Genomic DNA, 18,175 nt, shown 5'->3' with positions numbered 1-18,175 from the left:
TCATCAAGCGCCGCGCCTACGGATATCGAGATGAGGACTACTTCTTTCTCAAGATCCGCGCCGCGTTCCCCGGTATTCCTCGATGAACCAAAAAATTCGCCATGCACTTGCGCGATAAACGGGTCGGCGGCGGCGGCCACAGGCGCAGCAGCGGTAATGGGCCGGCCCAGCAGGCGCGATGCGATCTCGGCCAGTTTTTGTGGGCGCAGTGCCTGGCTGCCGGTCAGCACCCAGGGGCCGGATGCGCCCAGGCGTTGCTGGGCAGCTTCAGGGTTCAGCAACGCCTCTACAGCAACATCGGCAATATCGCGGGCATCGATGTAGGAGACGCCAGCGCCCAGGTGCTGGGAGCGGAGCACATCGCCGTTGCGCAGATCAGCCGCAATGCGCGACAGGCCCACCTGCATCCAGGCGTTGGGGCGCAGCACGATATGGGAGATGCCGCTGGCCTGCAGCCCTTCCTCGATGCGGCCATGGGCATCGCCGGACAGCGAATGGCCAGGTGGGTCAATGGTCCAGTCCGAGCCTGACAGCTTGACGATGTGCTGCACACCGGCAGCACGCGCGGCTTCGACCACGCGCAGCTGCTGCTCGGCAAGCGTCGGGCTGATCGGAGAGAGCAAGAACAACCGGTCTATGCCGACGAGGGCCTGGCCCAACGCGGCAGCGTCCTCAAAACTGCCCTGCGCTACCTCGACGGTATCGCCCCACAGCGCCTGCGCGGTTGCGGCCTGGCGCACGAACACCCTTGGCCGTGCCTGCCGGGCGAGCAGGCGCGGCACCAGCAGCTGGCCCAGGCGTCCACTGGCGCCGCAGACCAGCACGCGGGGATGCTGGTTCGCACTCATGCCCGCAGCGCCTCAGGCTCGGCAGCGGTTTGCGGAGCTGCATTCTCGGCCAGCAGGCGGTTCAGCGGCCGCGCATCCACCCAATCGACGACCGAGAAATCAGCCGGCAGAAAGCCCCACTCCAGCAAGAAGTCCTTGAAGTAGCCGATCGCATCGACCAGCTCCGGATCCAGGCTGATGCCCAGGTGATGGTGCAGGTCTGCGCCGTTGGAGGCCAGGATGGCCTCTTCGCTGGTGGCGATCTCGCGGGCCACAAAGCGCAGGGTCTCGTCGGGATGGGCCTGGGCCCAGCGGCCGGCGCGCTGCACTACGCGCAGCAGCTCCAGCACCAGGTCCGGGCGCTGCTCAGCCAATGCAGCATCTACCGTCAGGGTGCGGGGCGTTCCATTGTTGATGCGCACGCGCGGGTCAGGGTGGCGGCCAAACTCGCTGACCAGCTGCGCGCCAATCAGGTTGGCCACCAAGAGGCCCTCGGCGCCTTTGACAAAGATCGCATCGACCTCGCCGCGCACCAGGGCCTCGGCCTCGCGGAAATACGGGTGGCGGCGGCGCAGCCCGAACAGGCTGGGCGTGCCATGCTGCTGGATCACCGATTCCTCGATCACCAGATCGACCAGCTGCACATCGCTGTGCTGCAGCCCCACCAAGGACAGGCCCGAGACCAAGCCCTTGAGGGCAGTCGCGCGGTGGAAGTCGATCAGGTCATTGACCCGGCTGGGCACGCCAAAGCGCTTGCCGGCCAGGTCCTCGGGCTTGTCGATGCCCCGGCCCGGCAGGGTCACCAGCGCCTGGAACTCGTCGGTCCAGGTGATGGCGACCAGGCGCGTATCGCGGCCCTTGGCCCGCGCCCAGATCGGCGGAATATTGCCGCCCTGGCGGAAGGACCAGGGCAGGCTGTGGTCGAAATGGCTCTCGCGCACCTTGCGGTCCTTGGAGTCAAAGATGGACTCCACGCCAATGCCCAGCGCCGCAAAGGCCTCTTGCAGCCAGCCTTGCTGCGCGGCAATGCCCAGTGGCGACGGCACCGGGCAGCGGGTGTACCAGAGGGAGCTGGGTTGTTGACCTGGTACGTTCGATGTTTCGGAAGGGCTTGTCATCGGTTTCTCCTAGGCAAAGGGATCAGGACGCGGCCAGCCAGACGCCGGCCAGGTTGCCGGCCACGCCATCCGCACCCACGGTGTGGTTGCGCACGCGCTTGTCGGCGATGGTGTAGATGTCGGGGGCGACCAGGGTGATGTCGGGCAGGTCGGTGGCGATGTGCTTCTGGAACTCGGCCACCTCGCGGATGCGCTGGGCCTCGTTCATCTCGACGGCGGCAGACTCCAGCAGGCGGTCCACCTCGGGGCTGGCGTAATGCGCGCCGTTGGAGAACGGCAGCCCGCGCTGAAAGCTCTTGGACCAGTACAGGCGCTGGATGCCCACCGTCGGGTCAAAGGTGTTGCTCATCGCGCTCACATGCAGGTCAAAGGCGCGGTCGGTGTAGATGCGCTTGATGTAGGTGGCAAAGTCCTGGCTGTTGATCTGCACATCAATGCCGATGCGGCCCAGCGCCTGCTTGAGGAAATCGCCAGTGCGCTGGCCACCTTCGTTGGGGATGGGCGTCAGGTTCAGCCGGGCACGCCACTGGCCGCCGGCCTTGCCGCGCGTCAGGCCAGCCTCATCCAGCAGCTTTTCGGCGCGCTTCAGGTCATAGGGCAGCACCGGCAGATCGGGCACATAGAACTTCTTCAGCGCCGGGTGCACCGGCCCGGTGGTCAGCTTGCCCTGGCCGTACCAGGCGACCTTGAGCAGGTTCTCGCGCTGCAGCGCATGGGCAATGGCCTGGCGCACGCGCAGGTCTTTGAGCAGCTCGCTCTCCAGGTTGAACTCCAGCCGGTAAACGCTGTTGATGTATTCATAGCCCCGGGTTTCGAACTGCAGGCCCGGCTTGGCGCGCAGGCGCTCCACCTCGGCAAAGGGCACTGGCGAGCTGGGCGCAATCTGCACCTGGCCGCTTTCGATGGCTGCCGTGCGCGCAGCGGCATCAGGGATAAAGCGCACCACCAGCCGGTCGATATAGGGCTTGTCGCCATCCCAATAATTTGGGTTGCGCTCGTAAATCACATGGCTGCCGCGCACCCATTCCTTGAACACAAAGGGGCCCGTGCCCACCGGCGCATTGTTGGCCGGGTTGGTATCGGCCCGGCCGCTGGAATACAGGTGCTTGGGCACGATGGGCGACTCCGAGGCCGCCAGCGCCGTGATCAGGTAGGGGATGGGGCGGCTCAGCTGCAGCACCACGGTGTGGGCATCGGGGGCCTGCACCTCGGCCACACCGGCAAAGGTGGCGCGGCCCCGGGGGTGGAACTCCTTGAGCAGCGCAATCGAGTGCACCACATCGGCCGAGGTAAACGGCTTGCCGTCGTGCCATTTGACGCCCCGGCGCAGCTGGAAGCGGTAGACCAGGCCATCGGGGCTGATGGACCAGGCCACGGCCAACTGCGGCTGCGGGTTGAGGTTGAAGTCATAGGTCAGCAGCCCCTCGGTGACCTTGCCCGATATCGTCACCGACGAGCCGGCGGTGTGCGCAATCGTCGTCAGGGTCGGTGGCTCGGGAAAGAGCAGCAGGTTCAAGGTGCCGCCCTTTTGCGGCTTGTCCTGCGCCCAGGCCAGGCTGGGGACGGCCGTGCCGATGCCGGAGGCAGCAGCGGCCAGCATGAAGTGGCGGCGCGTGGCGAGCGAGAAATCGGAATCAATAGACATGCGAGGTACCAAGGGTAAAAACAGGGCGGCGCTCAGGCAGCGGCCTCGGCCTGGCGCTTTTGCAGGGCCGCACGGCCGCTGTTGCTGCGGATCAGGCTGTTGGAGGGTGAATGGATCTGGCTGCAGAGCACATTGCGCAGATGGCGCTCCAGCGGATTGCGGCGCGCCAGGCCGTGGTTGCCGGCCAGCTCCAGCGCCAGTTGCGCCACGCGCAGTGCGTTGTCCACCGCCACATGCTTGGCCACGGCCACCAAGCCATCGGGGGCGCTGCCGCTGTCGTAGGCGCGGGCATGGCTGTCCAGCAGCCAGTCACTGGTCTGCAGCAGCAGCTCGATCTCGCCAAACTTTTCCTGCACGGTGGCGAGCGATGCCAGGTTGGCACCGCCCAGTGCGCTGGGTCGGCGCTGGTTCAAAAACGCGCCCAGCCAATCACGCGCCGAGCGCGCCGCACCGTCATACACGGTTGCCACCAGGCTGAAGTACCAGGCAATGCCATGGGCCTCGCGCTGCAGGCCCAGGCTGGCCGGGCGCAGGCCCACCGCATGGTGGTCGGGCACCCAGGCGCCGTCGAGCACCAGGTCCTGGCTGACGGTGGCGCGCATGCCCATGGGGTTCCAGGTGTCCAGCAGGCGGGCACCTGGCGTGCCTCGGGGCAGCACAAAGCTGCCCAGGCGCGGCTCGGGCTCGTCAGTTACCGCCAGCACGCTGATCCAGGCCAGCAGCGGCCCGCCGGTCACATAGACCTTGTGGCCACTCAGCTGCCAGCCACCGGCCACGCGCCTGGCCCGCGCCGCCGGCAGGCCGCCGTGCGATGGCGAGCCCAGCTCCGGCTCCACCTGGGCAGCGTTCAGCAAGGCGGGGCCTTGCAGGCTGGCTGCTATCAGCTCGTCCGCCAGCGCTGCCGGCCACTCGCCCTGCGCTGCGCGCTGCGAGCGGGCAATCGCTGCATGGTTGCTGTAGTGCATCGCCAAAATCAAGGCCACCGTCGGGTCGCCCTGGGCAATGGCACCCACCACCGCACGCGCGCTGGCCAGGCCGGCGCCATGGCCACCGGCCTCGCGGGCAATGGTCAGCCGCAGCAGATCGGCCTGGTGTAGCAGTGCAAACTGCGGCGCGGGCGCGGCGCCACTGGCGTCATGTGCCTCCGCCAGTGCCGCCAGCTCGCCGATCAGCGCCTGGGCGCGGGCCAGCAAGCTGGCCTCGTCCAAGGCCGGGCCTGGGCTGGCCCTATTTACTGGCGGCTGCAGTACTTGCAGCACGGCACTCATGCATCCCCCTGCGCATAGCGGGGCGGCACCACATAGCCGCCCTGGGCCTGCTCCCAGGCATGGGCAAAGGCAATCGTGGTGCGGTCTTCCAGATAAGGGCCCACCACCTGGGCGCTGATTGGCAGGCCGTCATCGTCCAGCCCGACCGGGAAGCTGGTCGCAGGCAGGCCTGGCAGCACCGGCAAGCCAGCCCAGTAAAACAGCTCGCGAAAGCCGATATGGCGCACCCCATCGGCATAGGCCACCGGAAAGCGGCGCTCCTCCTTGTGGCCCTGCTGCTGGTGCGCAAAAGCGGGCGTCGGTGCGACCGGGGTCAGCACCACGTCATAGTCCTTGAACAGCTGCTCCCACTGGTGGCTCAGCGCATGGCGGTGCTCGTTGTCCTGCAGCCAGGTGGCATGGGGCAGGCTGGGCGCGCGCAGCAAGGCGGCCTCGGCGCTGCGGTCGTCCGGTTCCAGCTCGGCCAGGCGCTGCTGCTGGGCCTCGGTCAGCGGCGCCCCATTGGCGACGGACGAGCCCAGCAGGCTGCGGTAGGTGCGGTGCTGCTCGCTCAGATCGGGGCGCTGCGCAGGCGGCAGATCGCGCCACTGCGTGGTCTTCACCCCCTGGGCCTGCAAGGCGCTGACGACCCTTGCAATCACCAGTTGCTCGGACAGGCTCGCCTCCTGGCCCGGCCAGGCATCCAGCACCAGCACGCGAAAATCCTGCAGCCGCTGCTGGCGCGGCGCTGGCAGGCTCACCTGCCAGCCCTTGGCCTGCAGCGGATCGAGGTTGAGCAGCTGCTCCAGCGCCAGCTCCAGGTCCAGCGCGCTGCGCGCCAGCGGCCCGGCCACCGACAGATCCCGCGCGCTGAAGCGCCCTTGTGGTGCGCCGGTGCCGCGCATCGATATCAGCCCATAGCTGGTCTTGTGGCCAAACACGCCGTTGAAGTGCGCGGGGATGCGCACCGAGCCACCAATGTCGGTGCCCAGCTCCAGCGCCACAAAGCCCGCCGCCACGGCGGCTGCACTGCCGCCGGATGAGCCACCCGGCGTGCGCTGCAGATCCCAGGGGTTGTTGCTGCTGCCGTACACCGCGTTGTAGCTTTGCAGATCGCTCAGCGCCAGCGGCACGTTGCTCTTGCCAATCAGCACCGCACCGGCCGCGCGCAAGGCGGCCACCGCAGGCGCATCCTGCCGGGCGATATTGCTGCGGTAGTCCGGGTTGCCCACGGTGGTCGGCAGGCCGGCCACGTCAAAGTTTTCCTTCACGGTGATCGGCAGGCCCAGCAGTGGCTTGCGCTCGCCCCGCTGCAAGGCGGCATCGGCTGCCTGGGCATCGCGCCGGGCTTGCTCAATCGCCCGCACCGGGATCGCGTTGAGCTCGCCATCATGGCGCTCGATGCGGGCCAGCGCCTGCTCCAGCAGCTCCACCGCGCTGACGCGGCCATCGGCCAGCGCTTGCAGCTGCGCACGGGCGCTGGCAAAGGCCAGGCTGGCGGCAATGTTGGGCGCCGCCACCGCGCTCTCATTCAAGGTGGTTTCGTCGGGAAAGTCGATATTGGTCGTCATTTGCTAGCCTCCAGCCACAGGTCAGAAAAGTCTCCAGACGTCAGGTCAATGCTGTTGTTGAGCCCATGCACCCGCGTGCTGTGTACCCGCAGCGCAGAGGGCACGGTGGCGATCGGGTAGACCGGCAGATCACGGCCCACGATCTGCTGGATTTCGCGGAACTGCGCAGCACGCTTGGCCTCGTCCACCTCGACAGCGGCCTGGCGGAACAGGTTGTCGACCTGCGGGTTGTTGTAGTGCGAGGCATTGATCCAGATCAGCGGGTTCTTGATGCCGTCGGACCAGTAGATGCGCTGCACGCCCACCGATGGATCAAACAAGCGGCCCAGGCCGTTGAGGTTCAGGTCAAACTCACGCGCGGTGTAGGCACGCTTGAGGAAGGTGGGCAGGTCGCCGTCCAGAATGTCCACCTTGATGCCCACGCGGTTCAGCGCCGAGCGCAGGTACTCGGCCGTCTGCTTGAACTGCGCGCCGGGAATATAGGTCAGCTTGAGCGCAAAGCGCTGGCCATTGGCCTGGCGCGGGTAGCCGGCGCTGTCGAGCAGCTGGTTGGCGCGGGCCACATCAAAGCCGTAGTTGAACTGGCTGTCGTCGTAGTAGGCGCCCAGCACCTTGGGGATGGGCGAGTTCACCAGCTCAGCCTGCTTGTAGTAGACGTTGTTGACGATGAAATTGCGGTCCACCGCATGGGCAATCGCATGGCGCACCTCGGGCTTGGACAGCACCGGGTTCTCCACGTTGAACTCCAGGAAGGAGGCATTGTTCAGGAACGCGTCATAGCTGGCGTCGAGCTTGAGGTTGGGCTTTTGCAGCAAGCGGCCCAGGTCGGCCAGGGCCAGGTTCTGCGCCACATCGGCCTCGCCCGTCTCGATGGCGGCCGAGATGGCAGCCGGATCACGCACAAAGCGGATCACCACCCGGTCCACATGCGGCACACCCGGGCGCCAGTAGTTGGGGTTGCGCTTGAGGATCACATGGCTGCCGCGCACCCACTGCTCAAAGATAAAGGGGCCCGTGCCCACTGGCGCATTGACGTTGGGGCTGCCCAGCGGGTCGCCATCGCCATAGCGGTGCGCCGGCACGATGGGCAGCTCCGCCGACGACAGCGACTTGAGCAAAAACGGCGCGGGCTTGGACAGCACCAGCACCGCCGTGTGCGCATCGGGCGTATCGACCCGTTCCAGGTTCTGCAAGGTGATGCGGCCGCGCGGGCCCTGCTTCTTCTGGGTCAGGAAGGAATAGCGCACATCGGCCGAGCTGAAGTCGCGCCCATCATGGAACTTGACGCCCTCGCGCAGCTTGAAGCGGTACTGCAGGCCATCGGGGCTGACCGTCCAGGACGTGGCCAGCAGCGGCTGGGGCTGGAACTTGGCGTCATAGCGCAGCAGGCCTTCGGTGATCTTGGCGCTGACATCGCGGTTGTCGGTCTTGGTGTCGAGAAAGGACACCAGCGAGGTCGGCTCTTGCGCGACGACGGATGTGACCGTGCCGCCCTTGACGGGTGTGGCCGGTGCCTGGGCGTAAGCAGCCCCAAAGCTGCTGGCAGCCAGCAGGCCCCAGGCCAGGTTTTTGTAGAGAGTTCGCATGGGCAATGGTCCAGGAGAGAAGGCGCAGACAAGGCGCCGATAGCACGCAAAAAGCGCAAGAAAAACGGGAGGGACGGAGAAAGTCTGTGGATAACTACTGCGCGCAGTGCAGTGCAACGCAGCTGCTGCGGCTAGAAACGCAGCCCCGCCTGCTTCATCAGCGGCAAAATGCGGTCGCCAAAAAATTCCAGGTCGGGCTTGAAGTCGAAGAAGCTCAGTTGCAGCCCGTCGATGCCGGCGCGCTTGAGCTGCACAAACTGCTCCACCACCTGCTCGGGCGTACCGATCACTTCGATATTGCCGCCGATGGCACGGCGCTTGGGGGCATCGAGGGCGGTGCGGCCGCGCCAGGCATGGGCATCGCTCTTCAAGCTGCTGAAGCCCTCGGGCGTGCGCTGGTCCTGGTGGGCGACGATGGCATCGTGGTAAGCCCAGGTCTCGGCCTCGGTATCGCGGCTGATGACCATCGGGTTGAGCAAGGTGCGCACGGTGCGACCGGCATTGCGCGCCTCTTGCTTGACGCGGGCCGCATGGGCGGGCAGCACCTCGATGGCGCGGGCAAAGTCCGATGCACCGGGGCTGGTGATAAACACCAGGTCCGAATGCCGGGCCGCAAAGGCAATGCCGGCATCCGAGCCGGTGGCATTGACCAGCGCGGGCCGGCCAAAGCGCGGCTTGGGGCTGACAAAGCCGCCGCCCAGCTTCCAGGGCGAGATGCCTTCGAAGGAGTAGTTCTCGTCATAGGACCACAGGCGCTGCACCACCTCGATGAACTCCGAGGCCAGGTCATAGCGCTGGTCATGCTCGATCTGGTCCCAGCCAAACATTTGGTGCTCCACCTCGCGGTGGCCGGTGACGATATTGATGCCCCAGCGCCCGCCCGAGATATGGTCCAGGGTGGCGCCCCACTTGGCCAGGTGCAGCGGGTGCAAAGGGCCGTAGAGCACATGGATGGTCGAGATCAGCATGATGCGTTGGGTGACCGAGGTCAGCGCCGCCGTGGTGGCAAAGGAGTCCAGCGCATCGCCATTGAACACCCCGCCATAGCCGCCCTTGGGCAGCCACTGCGACAGCGCAAACACCAGGTCGAACCCGAGGCTCTCGGCCTTCAGCACCAAGTCCTTGTTGTAGTCAAACCGCCAGTCGGTGCTGCGCGGCAGGGTCGAGGCACTCCAGCCTCCCGCCTGGATCGGCAGAAACAGGCCCAGCAGAATCGGCTGCGCAAAAGCCTGCGACAAGGGGCTGTCCGGAAATGCCAGCGGCGAGGCGAATGTCTCTCGATCAGCGAGCGTAGCCAGGGGTATTGCAGAGTTCATGGAGCGGCCAAGGGTTTTCAATACAAAGGATGGCGTACTGGCCTATAGATAAACCAGACATTCACCATCCGCATTGGCTTGAATAATCCCATGAATCACCACCCTGCTCTTGCGCCGATTTTGCATTTGCATATTTAAAAATCAGCCATAAGTTCTGGCATGCCAATCCCAACGCCAGCACAGCCCAAGCGCTTATAGCTTGCAGGCATGTGCTGCCAAGCAAACAAAATATGCGGTTTCAGGTGTACACTAACTCAAAAAACTTTGGCGAGCAGGCACCAACCGATAAAAATCAGATACCGATATTTGTTATTTAGTTTGCGCCTTTTGATATATGAAATGGCATGCTGCAAATAAGGGCGATAAGGCAGGAACGCTCCTATCATGCACAGGGTTACCCGCTATCAATAATGCGCATGAATACCACCCCACGTTTATTGCGATCGCTCTGGTTCAATGCCAAATATGCAGTGCCCACGGTGCTGGGCGTAGCGATTCTGAACTTTCTGCTGCTGCAGCTCACCCCCGGTGATGCGGCCGATGTGATGGCCGGCGAATCCGGCGCGGCCACCGCCGAAACCCTGGCGGCGCTGCGCTCGCGCTTTGGGCTGGACCTGAGTGTGCTGGAGCAGCTGCAGGCCTACCTGGGCAACCTGGCGCATTTCAGCCTGGGCTTCTCGCCCCGCTACAACATGCCGGTGATGGAGCTGATCGGCCAGCGCCTGCCCAGCACCTTGCTGCTGATGGGCCTGGCGCTGGCGATTGCGCTGACCTTGGGCATTGCGCTGGGCACGGCGATGGCCTACTTTGCCGGCCGCTTGCCAGACCGCCTGCTGTCCGTGCTGTCGCTGCTGTTCTATTCGGTGCCGGGCTTTTGGACCGGGCTGATGCTGATCGTGCTGTTCTCGGTCAAGCTCGGCTGGCTGCCCAGCGGTGGCTCGGCCAGCATTGGCTCGCAGCTGACCGGCCTGGCCGCCGTGCTCGACCAGCTGCGCTACATGGTGCTGCCGGCCACCTCGCTCGCGCTCTTCTATGTGGCGATCTATGCCCGCCTCACCCGCGCGGCCATGCTGGAGGTGCAGTCGCAGGATTTTGTGCGCACCGCCGCCGCCAAAGGCCTCTCGCCCTGGCGCATCACCCTGCGCCATGTGCTGCGCAATGCGCTGCTGCCGGTCACCACGATGGCCGGCATGCACCTGGGCGGCATGCTCGGCGGCGCGGTGGTGGTCGAGACCGTCTACAGCTGGCCCGGCCTGGGGCGCCTGGCCTTTGAGGCCGTGCTGAGCCGCGATTTCAGCGTGCTGATGGGCGTGCTCTTTCTCTCTTCCTTGCTGGTTATCGCCGCCAATGTGCTGGTCGATCTGCTGCATGCCTGGCTGGATCCCCGAATCGAGGTGCGCTGATGTCTTTGTCTTCTTCTACCCAGGCGCTGCCGATCCCCCCGGCCGCCGCCCACCCACTGGCTGCCGCGCAAGCGGCGCACAGCAGCACCAGCAGCGCCGAGCCCGATGCCGCGCCCTGGCCCAATCTGCATGCGCCCGATGCGGTGCGCACCAGCACCAGTGCCGCCAACGCCGGCAGTGGCAGCCAGGGCTACCGCGCGCTGCGCGTCTTTCTGCGCAACCCCACGGCCATGCTGGGCTGCGGCTTTTTGCTGGCCGTGCTGCTGCTGGCGGTCACGGCGCCCTGGCTCTTTCCCGGTGATCCGCTGGACATGGTGGCCCAGCCCTTTCTCTGGCCTGGCCAGGATGCCGCCTATTTGCTGGGTACCGATTCGATGGGCCGCGATGTGGCGGCCGGCATTGCCCATGGCGCGCGGGTGTCGCTGCTGGTGGGTGTGTCCGCCACCTTGATCGGGCTGAGCCTGGGCATTGGCATTGGTGCCGTCAGCGGCTACTTTGGCGGCTGGGTCGATGACCTGCTGCAGCGCGTGGTGGTGCTGTTCCAAACCATTCCCAGCTTTATCTTGCTGGTGGTGCTGGTGGCGATTGCCCAGCCGGCGATCAGCACCATCGTCGTGGCGATTGGCCTGGTGACCTGGCCCACGGTGGCGCGCCTGGTGCGGGCCGAGTTCCGCGCGCTGCGCCACAAGGAGTTTGTGCTGGCCGCCCGCGCGCTGGGCTACTCGCACAGCCGCATCATCCTGCGCGAGATGCTGCCCAATGCGCTGCCGCCCATCATCGTCACCTCGTCGGTGATGGTGGCCTCGGCCATCCTGCTGGAATCGGCGCTGTCCTTCATGGGCATGGGCGACCCGAACGTGGTCAGCTGGGGCAGCATGATCGGCATGGGCCGTGACCTGCTGCGCACCGCCTGGTATTTGACTGCCGCACCGGGCCTCGCCATCGTGTTTGCCGTGCTGGCCTTCAACCTGATTGGCGATGGCTTGAACGATGCCCTCAACCCCCGTCTGTCGCAGGAGCGCTGAATGTCCGAAACCTCTTTGTTGGATGTGCGCGGGCTGAGCATCCGTTTTCCGCAACTCGATCCCGTGCGTGGGCTGAGCTTCAGCGTGCAGGCGGGCGAGACCTTGGCCATCGTCGGCGAATCGGGCTCGGGCAAATCGCTCACCGCCCTCGCACTGATGCGCCTGCTGCCGCGCGCGGCCCGCATTGCGCAGGGTGAGATCCGCTTCAACGGCCAGGACCTGCTGGCGCTCGATGAGCGCGCAATGCGCCAGCTGCGCGGGCGCGAGATCGGCATGATCTTCCAGGAGCCGATGACCTCGCTGAACCCGGTCTACACCATCGGCTGGCAGATTGCCGAGGTGCTGCGCCAGCACGAGGGCCTGAGCGCCAAGGCCGCACGACTGCGCGCCATCGAGCTGCTCGATACCGTGCGCATCCCCGATCCGCAGCGCCGGGTCGATGATTTTCCGCACCAGCTCTCGGGCGGCATGCGCCAGCGCGTGATGATTGCGATGGCCATTGCCTGCCGCCCACGCCTGCTGATCGCCGACGAGCCCACCACCGCGCTGGATGTGACCATCCAGGCCCAGGTGCTGGACCTGCTTGACCGGCTGCGCAAGGAGCTGTCGATGGGCCTGATCCTGATCACCCACGACCTGGGCGTGGTGTCGCAATGGGCCGACCGCGTGGTGGTGATGTATGCCGGCCGCGAAGTGGAGCAGGCCCGCCCCGGCCCGCTGTTTGACGAGCCCCTGCACCCCTACACCCAGGGCCTGCTGGCGGCCTCCCCCCGGCTGCAGCCCGGCGCGCACTACCTCGATGGCCCGCTGACCGAGATTCGCGGCAGCATCACCTCGGCCATCGGCCAGGCCGGCTGCGCCTTTGCACCCCGCTGCCCGCGCGCCCAGGCCTATTGCCACAGCGTTGTGCCGCCCTTGCAAGTAGCAGGCCCACAACGCCTCAGCGCCTGCCCCATCACCCTGCCTGCGTCTGCACGCAGCGCCCACCTTGCCTAGGACTGCCATGAGCCTGCTGACTGTCAGCGATCTTCAGACCCATTTCAAACTGCCCAAGGGCGTGCTGCGCGCCGTCGATGGCGTGTCCTTCAGCATTGCCAAGGGCGAGACTGTCGGCCTGGTCGGCGAATCGGGCTGCGGCAAATCCACCCTCGGCCGCAGCCTGCTGCGGCTGGAGACGCCCACGGCCGGCCAGGTGGCGCTGGACGGCGAAGACATTCTGCCCTTGCAAGGCGCGCGGCTGCGCAGCCTGCGCAAGCGCATGCAGATGATCTTCCAGGACCCGTTTGCCTCGCTCAACCCGCGCCACAGCATCGGCAGCATTCTGGAGACGCCCCTGCAGGTGCATGGTCTGGGCGACCGCGCCCAGCGCCGCCGCCAGGTGGAGCGCCTGCTCGACCGCGTGGGCCTGCCGCGCAGCGCGCTGGGCCGCTACCCGCATGAGTTCTCCGGCGGCCAGCGCCAGCGTCTGGGCATTGCCCGCGCGCTGATGCTGCAGCCCGATCTGGTGGTATGCGACGAGCCGGTCTCGGCGCTCGATTTATCGATCCAGGCGCAGATCCTGAACCTGCTGGTCGAAATGAAACGCGAGTTCGGCCTGTCCTATTTGTTCATCTCGCATGACCTGTCCGTCGTGCAGTACTTTGCTGACCGGGTGCTGGTGATGTACCTGGGCCGCATCGTGGAGAGCGCCGACCGCCGCAGCCTGTGGAGCAGCCCGCGCCACCCCTACACCCAGGCGCTGCTCGATGCCGTGCCCGACCCCAGCCGCCACCGCCAGGCCGCCCCCTTGGGCGGTGACCTGCCCAGCCCCCAGAACCTGCCCAGCGGCTGCCGCTTTCATCCGCGGTGCCCGCGTGCGACGGCGCTGTGCACCGAACAGGAACCGCTGCTCAGCGACAGCGGCAATGGCCATCTGGTGGCTTGCCACCATCCGCAGCTGCAACAGACCGCTGGCACGCAGACCTCCGTCATTTCTTTCGTCCACTAACCCTTCGTCTTTGTTCACATGACCTACCGTTATCTCGGCCGCAGCGGCCTCAAAGTCTCCCGCCTCGCCCTGGGCACCATGATGTTTGGCGGCCCCACCGATGAGCAGACCGCGCACGCCATCATCGCCAAGGCGAAATCCCAGGGCATCAACTTCATCGACACGGCCGATGTCTACCAAAAGGGCCTGACCGAGCAAGTCGTGGGCCGGGCTCTGGCCCAGGACCGCCATGACTGGGTGCTGGCCACCAAGTTCGGCAACCCGCTGGGTGAGGGCCCGAACCGGCGCGGCACCTCGCGCAAATGGATCATCGAGTCGGTCGACAACAGCCTGCGCCGCCTGGGCACCGACTACATCGACCTGCTCTACTTTCACCGCGCCGATTTTGATGCGCCACTGGGTGAGGCCGTGCGCGCGATTGGCGACCTGGTGCGCGCGGGCAAGCTGCGCTATTTCGGGCTGTCCAACTTTCGCGGTTGGCGCATTGCCGAAGTGGCCCACCTGGCTGATGCCGAAGGCATTGACCGCCCCATCGCCAGCCAGCCGCTGTACAACATCGTCAACCGCACGGCCGAGGCCGAGCAACTGCCCGCTGCTGCCGCCTACGGCCTGGGCGTGGTCTCGTACAGCCCGCTGGCCCGGGGCGTGCTGACCGCCAAGTACCCGAATGTGGAAGCGGCCGAGCCCGGTTCGCGCGCCGCACGGCTGGACAAGCGCATGCTGGAGACCGAGTGGCGCCCCGAGTCCATCGACATTGCCGCCGAGATCAAGAAGCACACCGACGAGCGCGGCATCAGCCCGGTGGACTTTGCACTGGCCTGGGTGCTGAACAACCGCCTGGTGACCGCCGCCATCGCCGGCCCGCGCACGCCCGAGCAATGGGATGGCTATATCCGTGCGCTGGATTACCAGTTCACCGCCGATGACGAGGCCCTGGTCAGCCGCCTGGTGGCTGCCGGCCACCCCTCCACCCTGGGCTTTACCGACCCCGGCCACCCGGTCGAAGGCCGTGTGCCCTATGTAGCCCCTACATCAACGGCCGCTTAAACCCACCAGGTCCACCGCCATGAATGCCTCTGTTCCCCCTCTGCGCACCAGCCACCCCAGCCGCGATGACCTGCTGGCCCGCCTGCCCCAGCTGGCTGCCGATATTGGCCAAGGCGCTGCACAGCGCGAGCTGCTGCGCGAGCCGCCCTGGGCGGCGTTTGACCTGCTGCGCGCATCGGGCCTGGGGGGCCTGCGCATTGGGCGAGAACAGGGCGGGCCGGGCGGATCGGTGGCCGATGTGGTCGAGGTGGTCAGCACCCTGGCCGCGGCCGATTCCAACGTAGCCCATGCGCTGCGCACCCACTTCAATACCACCGAGCTGCTGCGGCTGGATACCAAGCCCTCGCCCCTGGCCCAGCGCCAGAACGCCTGGGCCTTGCAGGGCAAGCTGTTTGGTGGCGCCTTTACCGAGCTGGGCACGGCCCGCGCCGGCATCAGCACTTCCACCTTGCTGCGCGATGGCGCCCATCACCGCTTGAATGGCAAGAAGTACTACGCCACCGGCACGGCCTATGCGGATTACTTCAATGTCTTTGCCGTCAACGACGAGGGCCAGGGCGTCAATGCCGTGATCCCCCTGCAGCGCGAAGGGGTGCGGGTGCTTGACGACTGGGATGGCATGGGCCAGCGGCTGACCGCCAGCGGCAGCCTGGAGCTGAACCATGTGCTGGTCTATGACGACGAAATCAGCCCCGGCGCACGCGACAACCTGGCGGGCCGCCATGCGTCTGCGTTGCGCCAGCTGATCCTGGTGGCGACTGCCGCCGGCATTGTGCGCAATATCCTGGCCGATGCGCGCCACTATGTGCTGCAGCTGGGCAGGCCCGCGATGCACAGCCCGGCAGAGCGCTCACGCGACGACCACTTCGTGCAGGCCGTCGTCGGCGAGCTGGCCGCCGCCAGCTATGCGATAGATGCCTTGATCACCGCCAACGCCCGCCAGCTGGACCAGGGCGCCTATGCCATCGTGCATGCGCCGCAAAGCGCAGACGATGTGGTCCTGCAAGGCGCGCTGGCCACCGCCCAGACCCAGCTGGTCGTCAGCCGCCTGGCGCTGAATGCCGGCGAGCGCCTGTTTGAAGTGGGCGGCGCCTCCGCCACCTCGCGCCAGCTGAACCTGGACCGCCACTGGCGCAACCTGCGCACCATCTTTAGCCACAACCCGCTGCTGCATAAGACCCGGGTGGTGGGGGACTATGTGCTCAATGGCACGCGGACGCATTTGGAGGAAGGGCGGGTTTTTTGACCGGATGTGACGATGGGTGTTGCGGTGGGTGTTGCGAATATGGTTAATTTTTGCAAACAAATTTACAAAATGTGGCATGTTTAACTAAATCAATTACAGTCGCGCAGGTCAGTGAAAGATTTCCCAGGAACCCCATGATCTGCAGAAGCCCTTCCCGTATTCCGTCCACCACGCACCGCGTTTTGTTTGCTGCCTTGCTGAGCAGCTTTGCCTCCGGCAGTTGGGCCGTCTGCAGTGATGCCGCATCCGGCAACCCGGCGCTGACCGCTACCGAAGGCAGCACCTGCAATGCCAGCCGCACAGGCTACGGGGGCAACAATGTCGCGGGTGCCACTGGCAATGGATCGGTCCTGAACCTGCTGGCAGGCACCAGCCTTGTCACCAGCAGCGGCAGCACCTACACCTTGAGTTCAGGCGGCTTGAACAGCGGTGGCGTTGCATCGGAGCCTGCCTCTTTGGTGCATGCGCTGGGGGACCTCAGCCTCACCTCGCGGGGCGACAACAGCCGTGCTCTCTTTATCTATGCCGGTGCCAATGCGGCCAATGTGCTCAACAAGGTGCAGGTCGATGGAAACCTGGTGGCGATGCGCGCGGGCAGAATCGGCGGTGCGGTGGTTCAGAACTCCGGCGGCGTGATCGAGATCGTGGGCAGCACACGCATTGGTGCTGATGACTCGACCCCGGCACCCGCACCGGTGGACGGCATTCGCAACTTAGGCACCTCGGGGAGCAACTTCTTCCGCAATGGGCTGACCATTTATTCCGCAGCCACCGGCATCGTCAACGCCGCCGGCTTGGTACAGGTACAAGGCTCCGCCGCCAACATCAACAGCACCGGCGGCACCGCGATCAATATCTCGGCCGGAACGGTTGATATGCCTGTGCCGGCAACCATCACCAGCGGCAGCGGTACGGCCATCATTGCCAGCGGTGGGCAGGTGGCGCTGGGCAACAGCGCGCTCACATCGGCCACGCCCGCAGCGGGCAGCAGCCTGATGACGATTGGCACGCAGGCCGTCACGGTGCAAGGCGCCAATGGCATCCTCGCCAGTGCCGCAGCGGGCAACACGGTGCAAATGCAAGGCGGCAGCGTGATCGCCAACACAGGGGACGCGATTGCGGTCAACGCCCCGGCAGCGGCCAATGAGATCCATATCCAGACAGGCACGCTGAGCGCCAATGCGGGCCGGGCCATCTATGACGGCCCCGGCAATGGCAACACCAGCGTCACCTTGGAGATCGCCGCCGCGATCAGCGGCAGCATTATGCTGGGCGCCGGCTCGGACAGCCTCAGGATCAACGGTACCGACCTAAGCAATGTGGCCCTTGTCGATGGCGGCGATGACGCCTCCACCGCCGATGGCGATATCGACCGCCTGACCCTGTCTGCGATCAATGGCCCCCAGCCTGCGGCCAAGTTTTTGAACTGGGAACGCATCCTCCTGACCGGCAACAGCGACCTGACCTGGACCGGCAGCGCGCTGGCCACCGGCGGCGGTGCCGTGGCGGGCGAGGCCATGGGCCTGGTGGTTGATGCGGGCAGTACCCTGCGCATGCAAGAGGCCGCCTTCAGCGTCAACGGCGATCTGGGCAACCTCGGCCAGCTGGCCTTGAACAACGGCCAGGCCGGCGATGTGCTGACCGTCAGCGGCGACTATGCCGGCAGCGGTACCTTGGCGCTGGATGTTGTTTTGGGCGACAGCAGCTCGGCCGCTGACCGCCTGGTGGTGCAAGGCAATACCGCTGCGGTGCCTACCACCTTGGCTATCAGCAACCTCGCCGGTGCAGGCGCTGTCACCAGCGGCGACGGCATCCTTGTCGTGCAGGTAAGCGGCACGTCGGCCGCCAACGCCTTTGCACTGCCAGCGCCTGGCTATATCGACCAGGGTGGCTTCCGCTACCAGCTGGTGCAGGTGGGCGGCAACTGGTATTTGCAGGCCAAGGCCGCTACGCCGCCCGCATCGGATGCGTCCACTGCCCTCAAGGCCGTTCCTACCCTCGGTAGCTGGGCGCTGTTGCTGCTGTCGTCGATGGCGGCCATGTTCGGCATGGGCCAGCTCCGCAGGCGCCAGCGCTGATCCTGCCCAACGAAAATGGCCCGTCAGCGCAACACTGAGGGGCCATTTTTTATGGACGAAATGGCCGCTGCATCGCAGC

Annotated in this window: 13 protein-coding genes and 1 pseudogene; 7 read left to right on the top strand and 7 right to left on the bottom strand. The window is 65.9% G+C overall.

Features of this window, described 5'->3' with window-relative positions:
* Nucleotides 1-215 precede the first annotated feature (215 nt).
* The 7 genes and pseudogenes from EDF71_RS25295 to EDF71_RS15655 form a co-directional block, all read right to left on the bottom strand.
* Nucleotides 216-848, bottom strand: a pseudogene (locus EDF71_RS25295) (NAD(P)H-binding protein); the annotation flags it as partial.
* Nucleotides 845-1,945 carry an ABC transporter substrate-binding protein gene (locus tag EDF71_RS15680; protein ID WP_133857508.1) on the bottom strand — a complete coding sequence of 367 codons (1,101 nt, stop codon included), beginning with the start codon at nucleotides 1,943-1,945 and terminating at the stop codon, nucleotides 845-847. The pseudogene EDF71_RS25295 and the gene EDF71_RS15680, both read right to left, overlap by 4 nt.
* 22 nt (nucleotides 1,946-1,967) lie before the next feature.
* Nucleotides 1,968-3,590: an ABC transporter substrate-binding protein gene (locus EDF71_RS15675; RefSeq protein ID WP_133857507.1), complete on the bottom strand. Its 1,623-nt coding sequence runs from the start codon at nucleotides 3,588-3,590 to the stop codon at nucleotides 1,968-1,970.
* A gap of 32 nt (nucleotides 3,591-3,622) precedes the next feature.
* Nucleotides 3,623-4,858 carry an acyl-CoA dehydrogenase family protein gene (locus tag EDF71_RS15670; protein WP_133857506.1) on the bottom strand — a complete coding sequence of 412 codons (1,236 nt, stop codon included), beginning with the start codon at nucleotides 4,856-4,858 and terminating at the stop codon, nucleotides 3,623-3,625.
* A complete protein-coding gene (locus EDF71_RS15665) occupies nucleotides 4,855-6,408 on the bottom strand; it encodes an amidase (RefSeq protein WP_133857505.1) in 1,554 nt (517 codons plus the stop codon). The genes EDF71_RS15670 and EDF71_RS15665 overlap by 4 nt, the downstream gene beginning before the upstream one ends.
* A complete protein-coding gene (locus EDF71_RS15660; RefSeq protein WP_133857504.1) occupies nucleotides 6,405-7,994 on the bottom strand; it encodes an ABC transporter substrate-binding protein in 1,590 nt (529 codons plus the stop codon). The genes EDF71_RS15665 and EDF71_RS15660 overlap by 4 nt, the downstream gene beginning before the upstream one ends.
* A gap of 131 nt (nucleotides 7,995-8,125) precedes the next feature.
* Nucleotides 8,126-9,310 carry an LLM class flavin-dependent oxidoreductase gene (locus tag EDF71_RS15655; RefSeq protein WP_133857503.1) on the bottom strand — a complete coding sequence of 395 codons (1,185 nt, stop codon included), beginning with the start codon at nucleotides 9,308-9,310 and terminating at the stop codon, nucleotides 8,126-8,128.
* A gap of 416 nt (nucleotides 9,311-9,726) precedes the next feature.
* Here EDF71_RS15655 and EDF71_RS15650 point away from each other — a divergent pair, with 416 nt between their 5' ends.
* The 7 genes from EDF71_RS15650 (at nucleotide 9,727) to EDF71_RS15620 (ending at nucleotide 18,096) form a co-directional block, all read left to right on the top strand.
* Nucleotides 9,727-10,713 (top strand): ABC transporter permease, encoded by a 987-nt coding sequence (locus tag EDF71_RS15650; RefSeq protein ID WP_133857502.1) that lies wholly within the window; start codon nucleotides 9,727-9,729, stop codon nucleotides 10,711-10,713.
* A complete protein-coding gene (locus EDF71_RS15645) occupies nucleotides 10,713-11,738 on the top strand; it encodes an ABC transporter permease (protein WP_133857501.1) in 1,026 nt (341 codons plus the stop codon). Before EDF71_RS15650 ends, EDF71_RS15645 begins: the two co-directional genes overlap by 1 nt.
* Nucleotides 11,739-12,734, top strand: coding sequence for an ABC transporter ATP-binding protein (locus EDF71_RS15640; protein ID WP_133857500.1), 996 nt, complete (start codon nucleotides 11,739-11,741; stop codon nucleotides 12,732-12,734). It begins immediately after the preceding gene.
* A gap of 7 nt (nucleotides 12,735-12,741) precedes the next feature.
* Entirely contained in the window at nucleotides 12,742-13,725 is a 984-nt protein-coding gene (locus EDF71_RS15635) for an oligopeptide/dipeptide ABC transporter ATP-binding protein (protein ID WP_133857499.1), read from the top strand.
* Nucleotides 13,726-13,743: 18 nt separating this feature from the next.
* Nucleotides 13,744-14,772, top strand: coding sequence for an aldo/keto reductase (locus tag EDF71_RS15630; protein WP_133857498.1), 1,029 nt, complete (start codon nucleotides 13,744-13,746; stop codon nucleotides 14,770-14,772).
* A gap of 19 nt (nucleotides 14,773-14,791) precedes the next feature.
* Nucleotides 14,792-16,018 carry an acyl-CoA dehydrogenase family protein gene (locus EDF71_RS15625; RefSeq protein ID WP_133857497.1) on the top strand — a complete coding sequence of 409 codons (1,227 nt, stop codon included), beginning with the start codon at nucleotides 14,792-14,794 and terminating at the stop codon, nucleotides 16,016-16,018.
* 134 nt (nucleotides 16,019-16,152) lie between these two features.
* The gene (locus EDF71_RS15620; protein ID WP_133857496.1) at nucleotides 16,153-18,096 is read left to right on the top strand and encodes an IPTL-CTERM sorting domain-containing protein; all 1,944 of its coding nucleotides are present in this window, start codon (nucleotides 16,153-16,155) and stop codon (nucleotides 18,094-18,096) included.
* Nucleotides 18,097-18,175 lie beyond the last annotated feature (79 nt).

This window comes from Comamonas sp. JUb58 (assembly GCF_004364775.1).
In the GTDB taxonomy this organism is placed as follows: Bacteria; Pseudomonadota; Gammaproteobacteria; order Burkholderiales; family Burkholderiaceae_C; genus Comamonas.
Note: the sequence above shows the minus strand (reverse complement) of the source record. Positions and strands in the feature narration are given on the sequence as shown.

What these genes read in the sequence shown, in the direction of transcription:
- EDF71_RS15640 (WP_133857500.1), top strand. Translation starts at nt 11,739, where the DNA reads ATGTCCGAAACCTCTTTGTTGGATGTGCGCGGGCTGAGCATCCGTTTT.
- EDF71_RS15675 (WP_133857507.1), bottom strand. Translation starts at nt 3,590, where the DNA reads ATGTCTATTGATTCCGATTTCTCGCTCGCCACGCGCCGCCACTTCATG.
- EDF71_RS15670 (WP_133857506.1), bottom strand. Translation starts at nt 4,858, where the DNA reads ATGAGTGCCGTGCTGCAAGTACTGCAGCCGCCAGTAAATAGGGCCAGC.
- EDF71_RS15630 (WP_133857498.1), top strand. Translation starts at nt 13,744, where the DNA reads ATGACCTACCGTTATCTCGGCCGCAGCGGCCTCAAAGTCTCCCGCCTC.
- EDF71_RS15620 (WP_133857496.1), top strand. Translation starts at nt 16,153, where the DNA reads ATGATCTGCAGAAGCCCTTCCCGTATTCCGTCCACCACGCACCGCGTT.
- EDF71_RS15665 (WP_133857505.1), bottom strand. Translation starts at nt 6,408, where the DNA reads ATGACGACCAATATCGACTTTCCCGACGAAACCACCTTGAATGAGAGC.
- EDF71_RS15645 (WP_133857501.1), top strand. Translation starts at nt 10,713, where the DNA reads ATGTCTTTGTCTTCTTCTACCCAGGCGCTGCCGATCCCCCCGGCCGCC.
- EDF71_RS15635 (WP_133857499.1), top strand. Translation starts at nt 12,742, where the DNA reads ATGAGCCTGCTGACTGTCAGCGATCTTCAGACCCATTTCAAACTGCCC.
- EDF71_RS15655 (WP_133857503.1), bottom strand. Translation starts at nt 9,310, where the DNA reads ATGAACTCTGCAATACCCCTGGCTACGCTCGCTGATCGAGAGACATTC.
- EDF71_RS15625 (WP_133857497.1), top strand. Translation starts at nt 14,792, where the DNA reads ATGAATGCCTCTGTTCCCCCTCTGCGCACCAGCCACCCCAGCCGCGAT.
- EDF71_RS15650 (WP_133857502.1), top strand. Translation starts at nt 9,727, where the DNA reads ATGAATACCACCCCACGTTTATTGCGATCGCTCTGGTTCAATGCCAAA.
- EDF71_RS15660 (WP_133857504.1), bottom strand. Translation starts at nt 7,994, where the DNA reads ATGCGAACTCTCTACAAAAACCTGGCCTGGGGCCTGCTGGCTGCCAGC.
- EDF71_RS15680 (WP_133857508.1), bottom strand. Translation starts at nt 1,945, where the DNA reads ATGACAAGCCCTTCCGAAACATCGAACGTACCAGGTCAACAACCCAGC.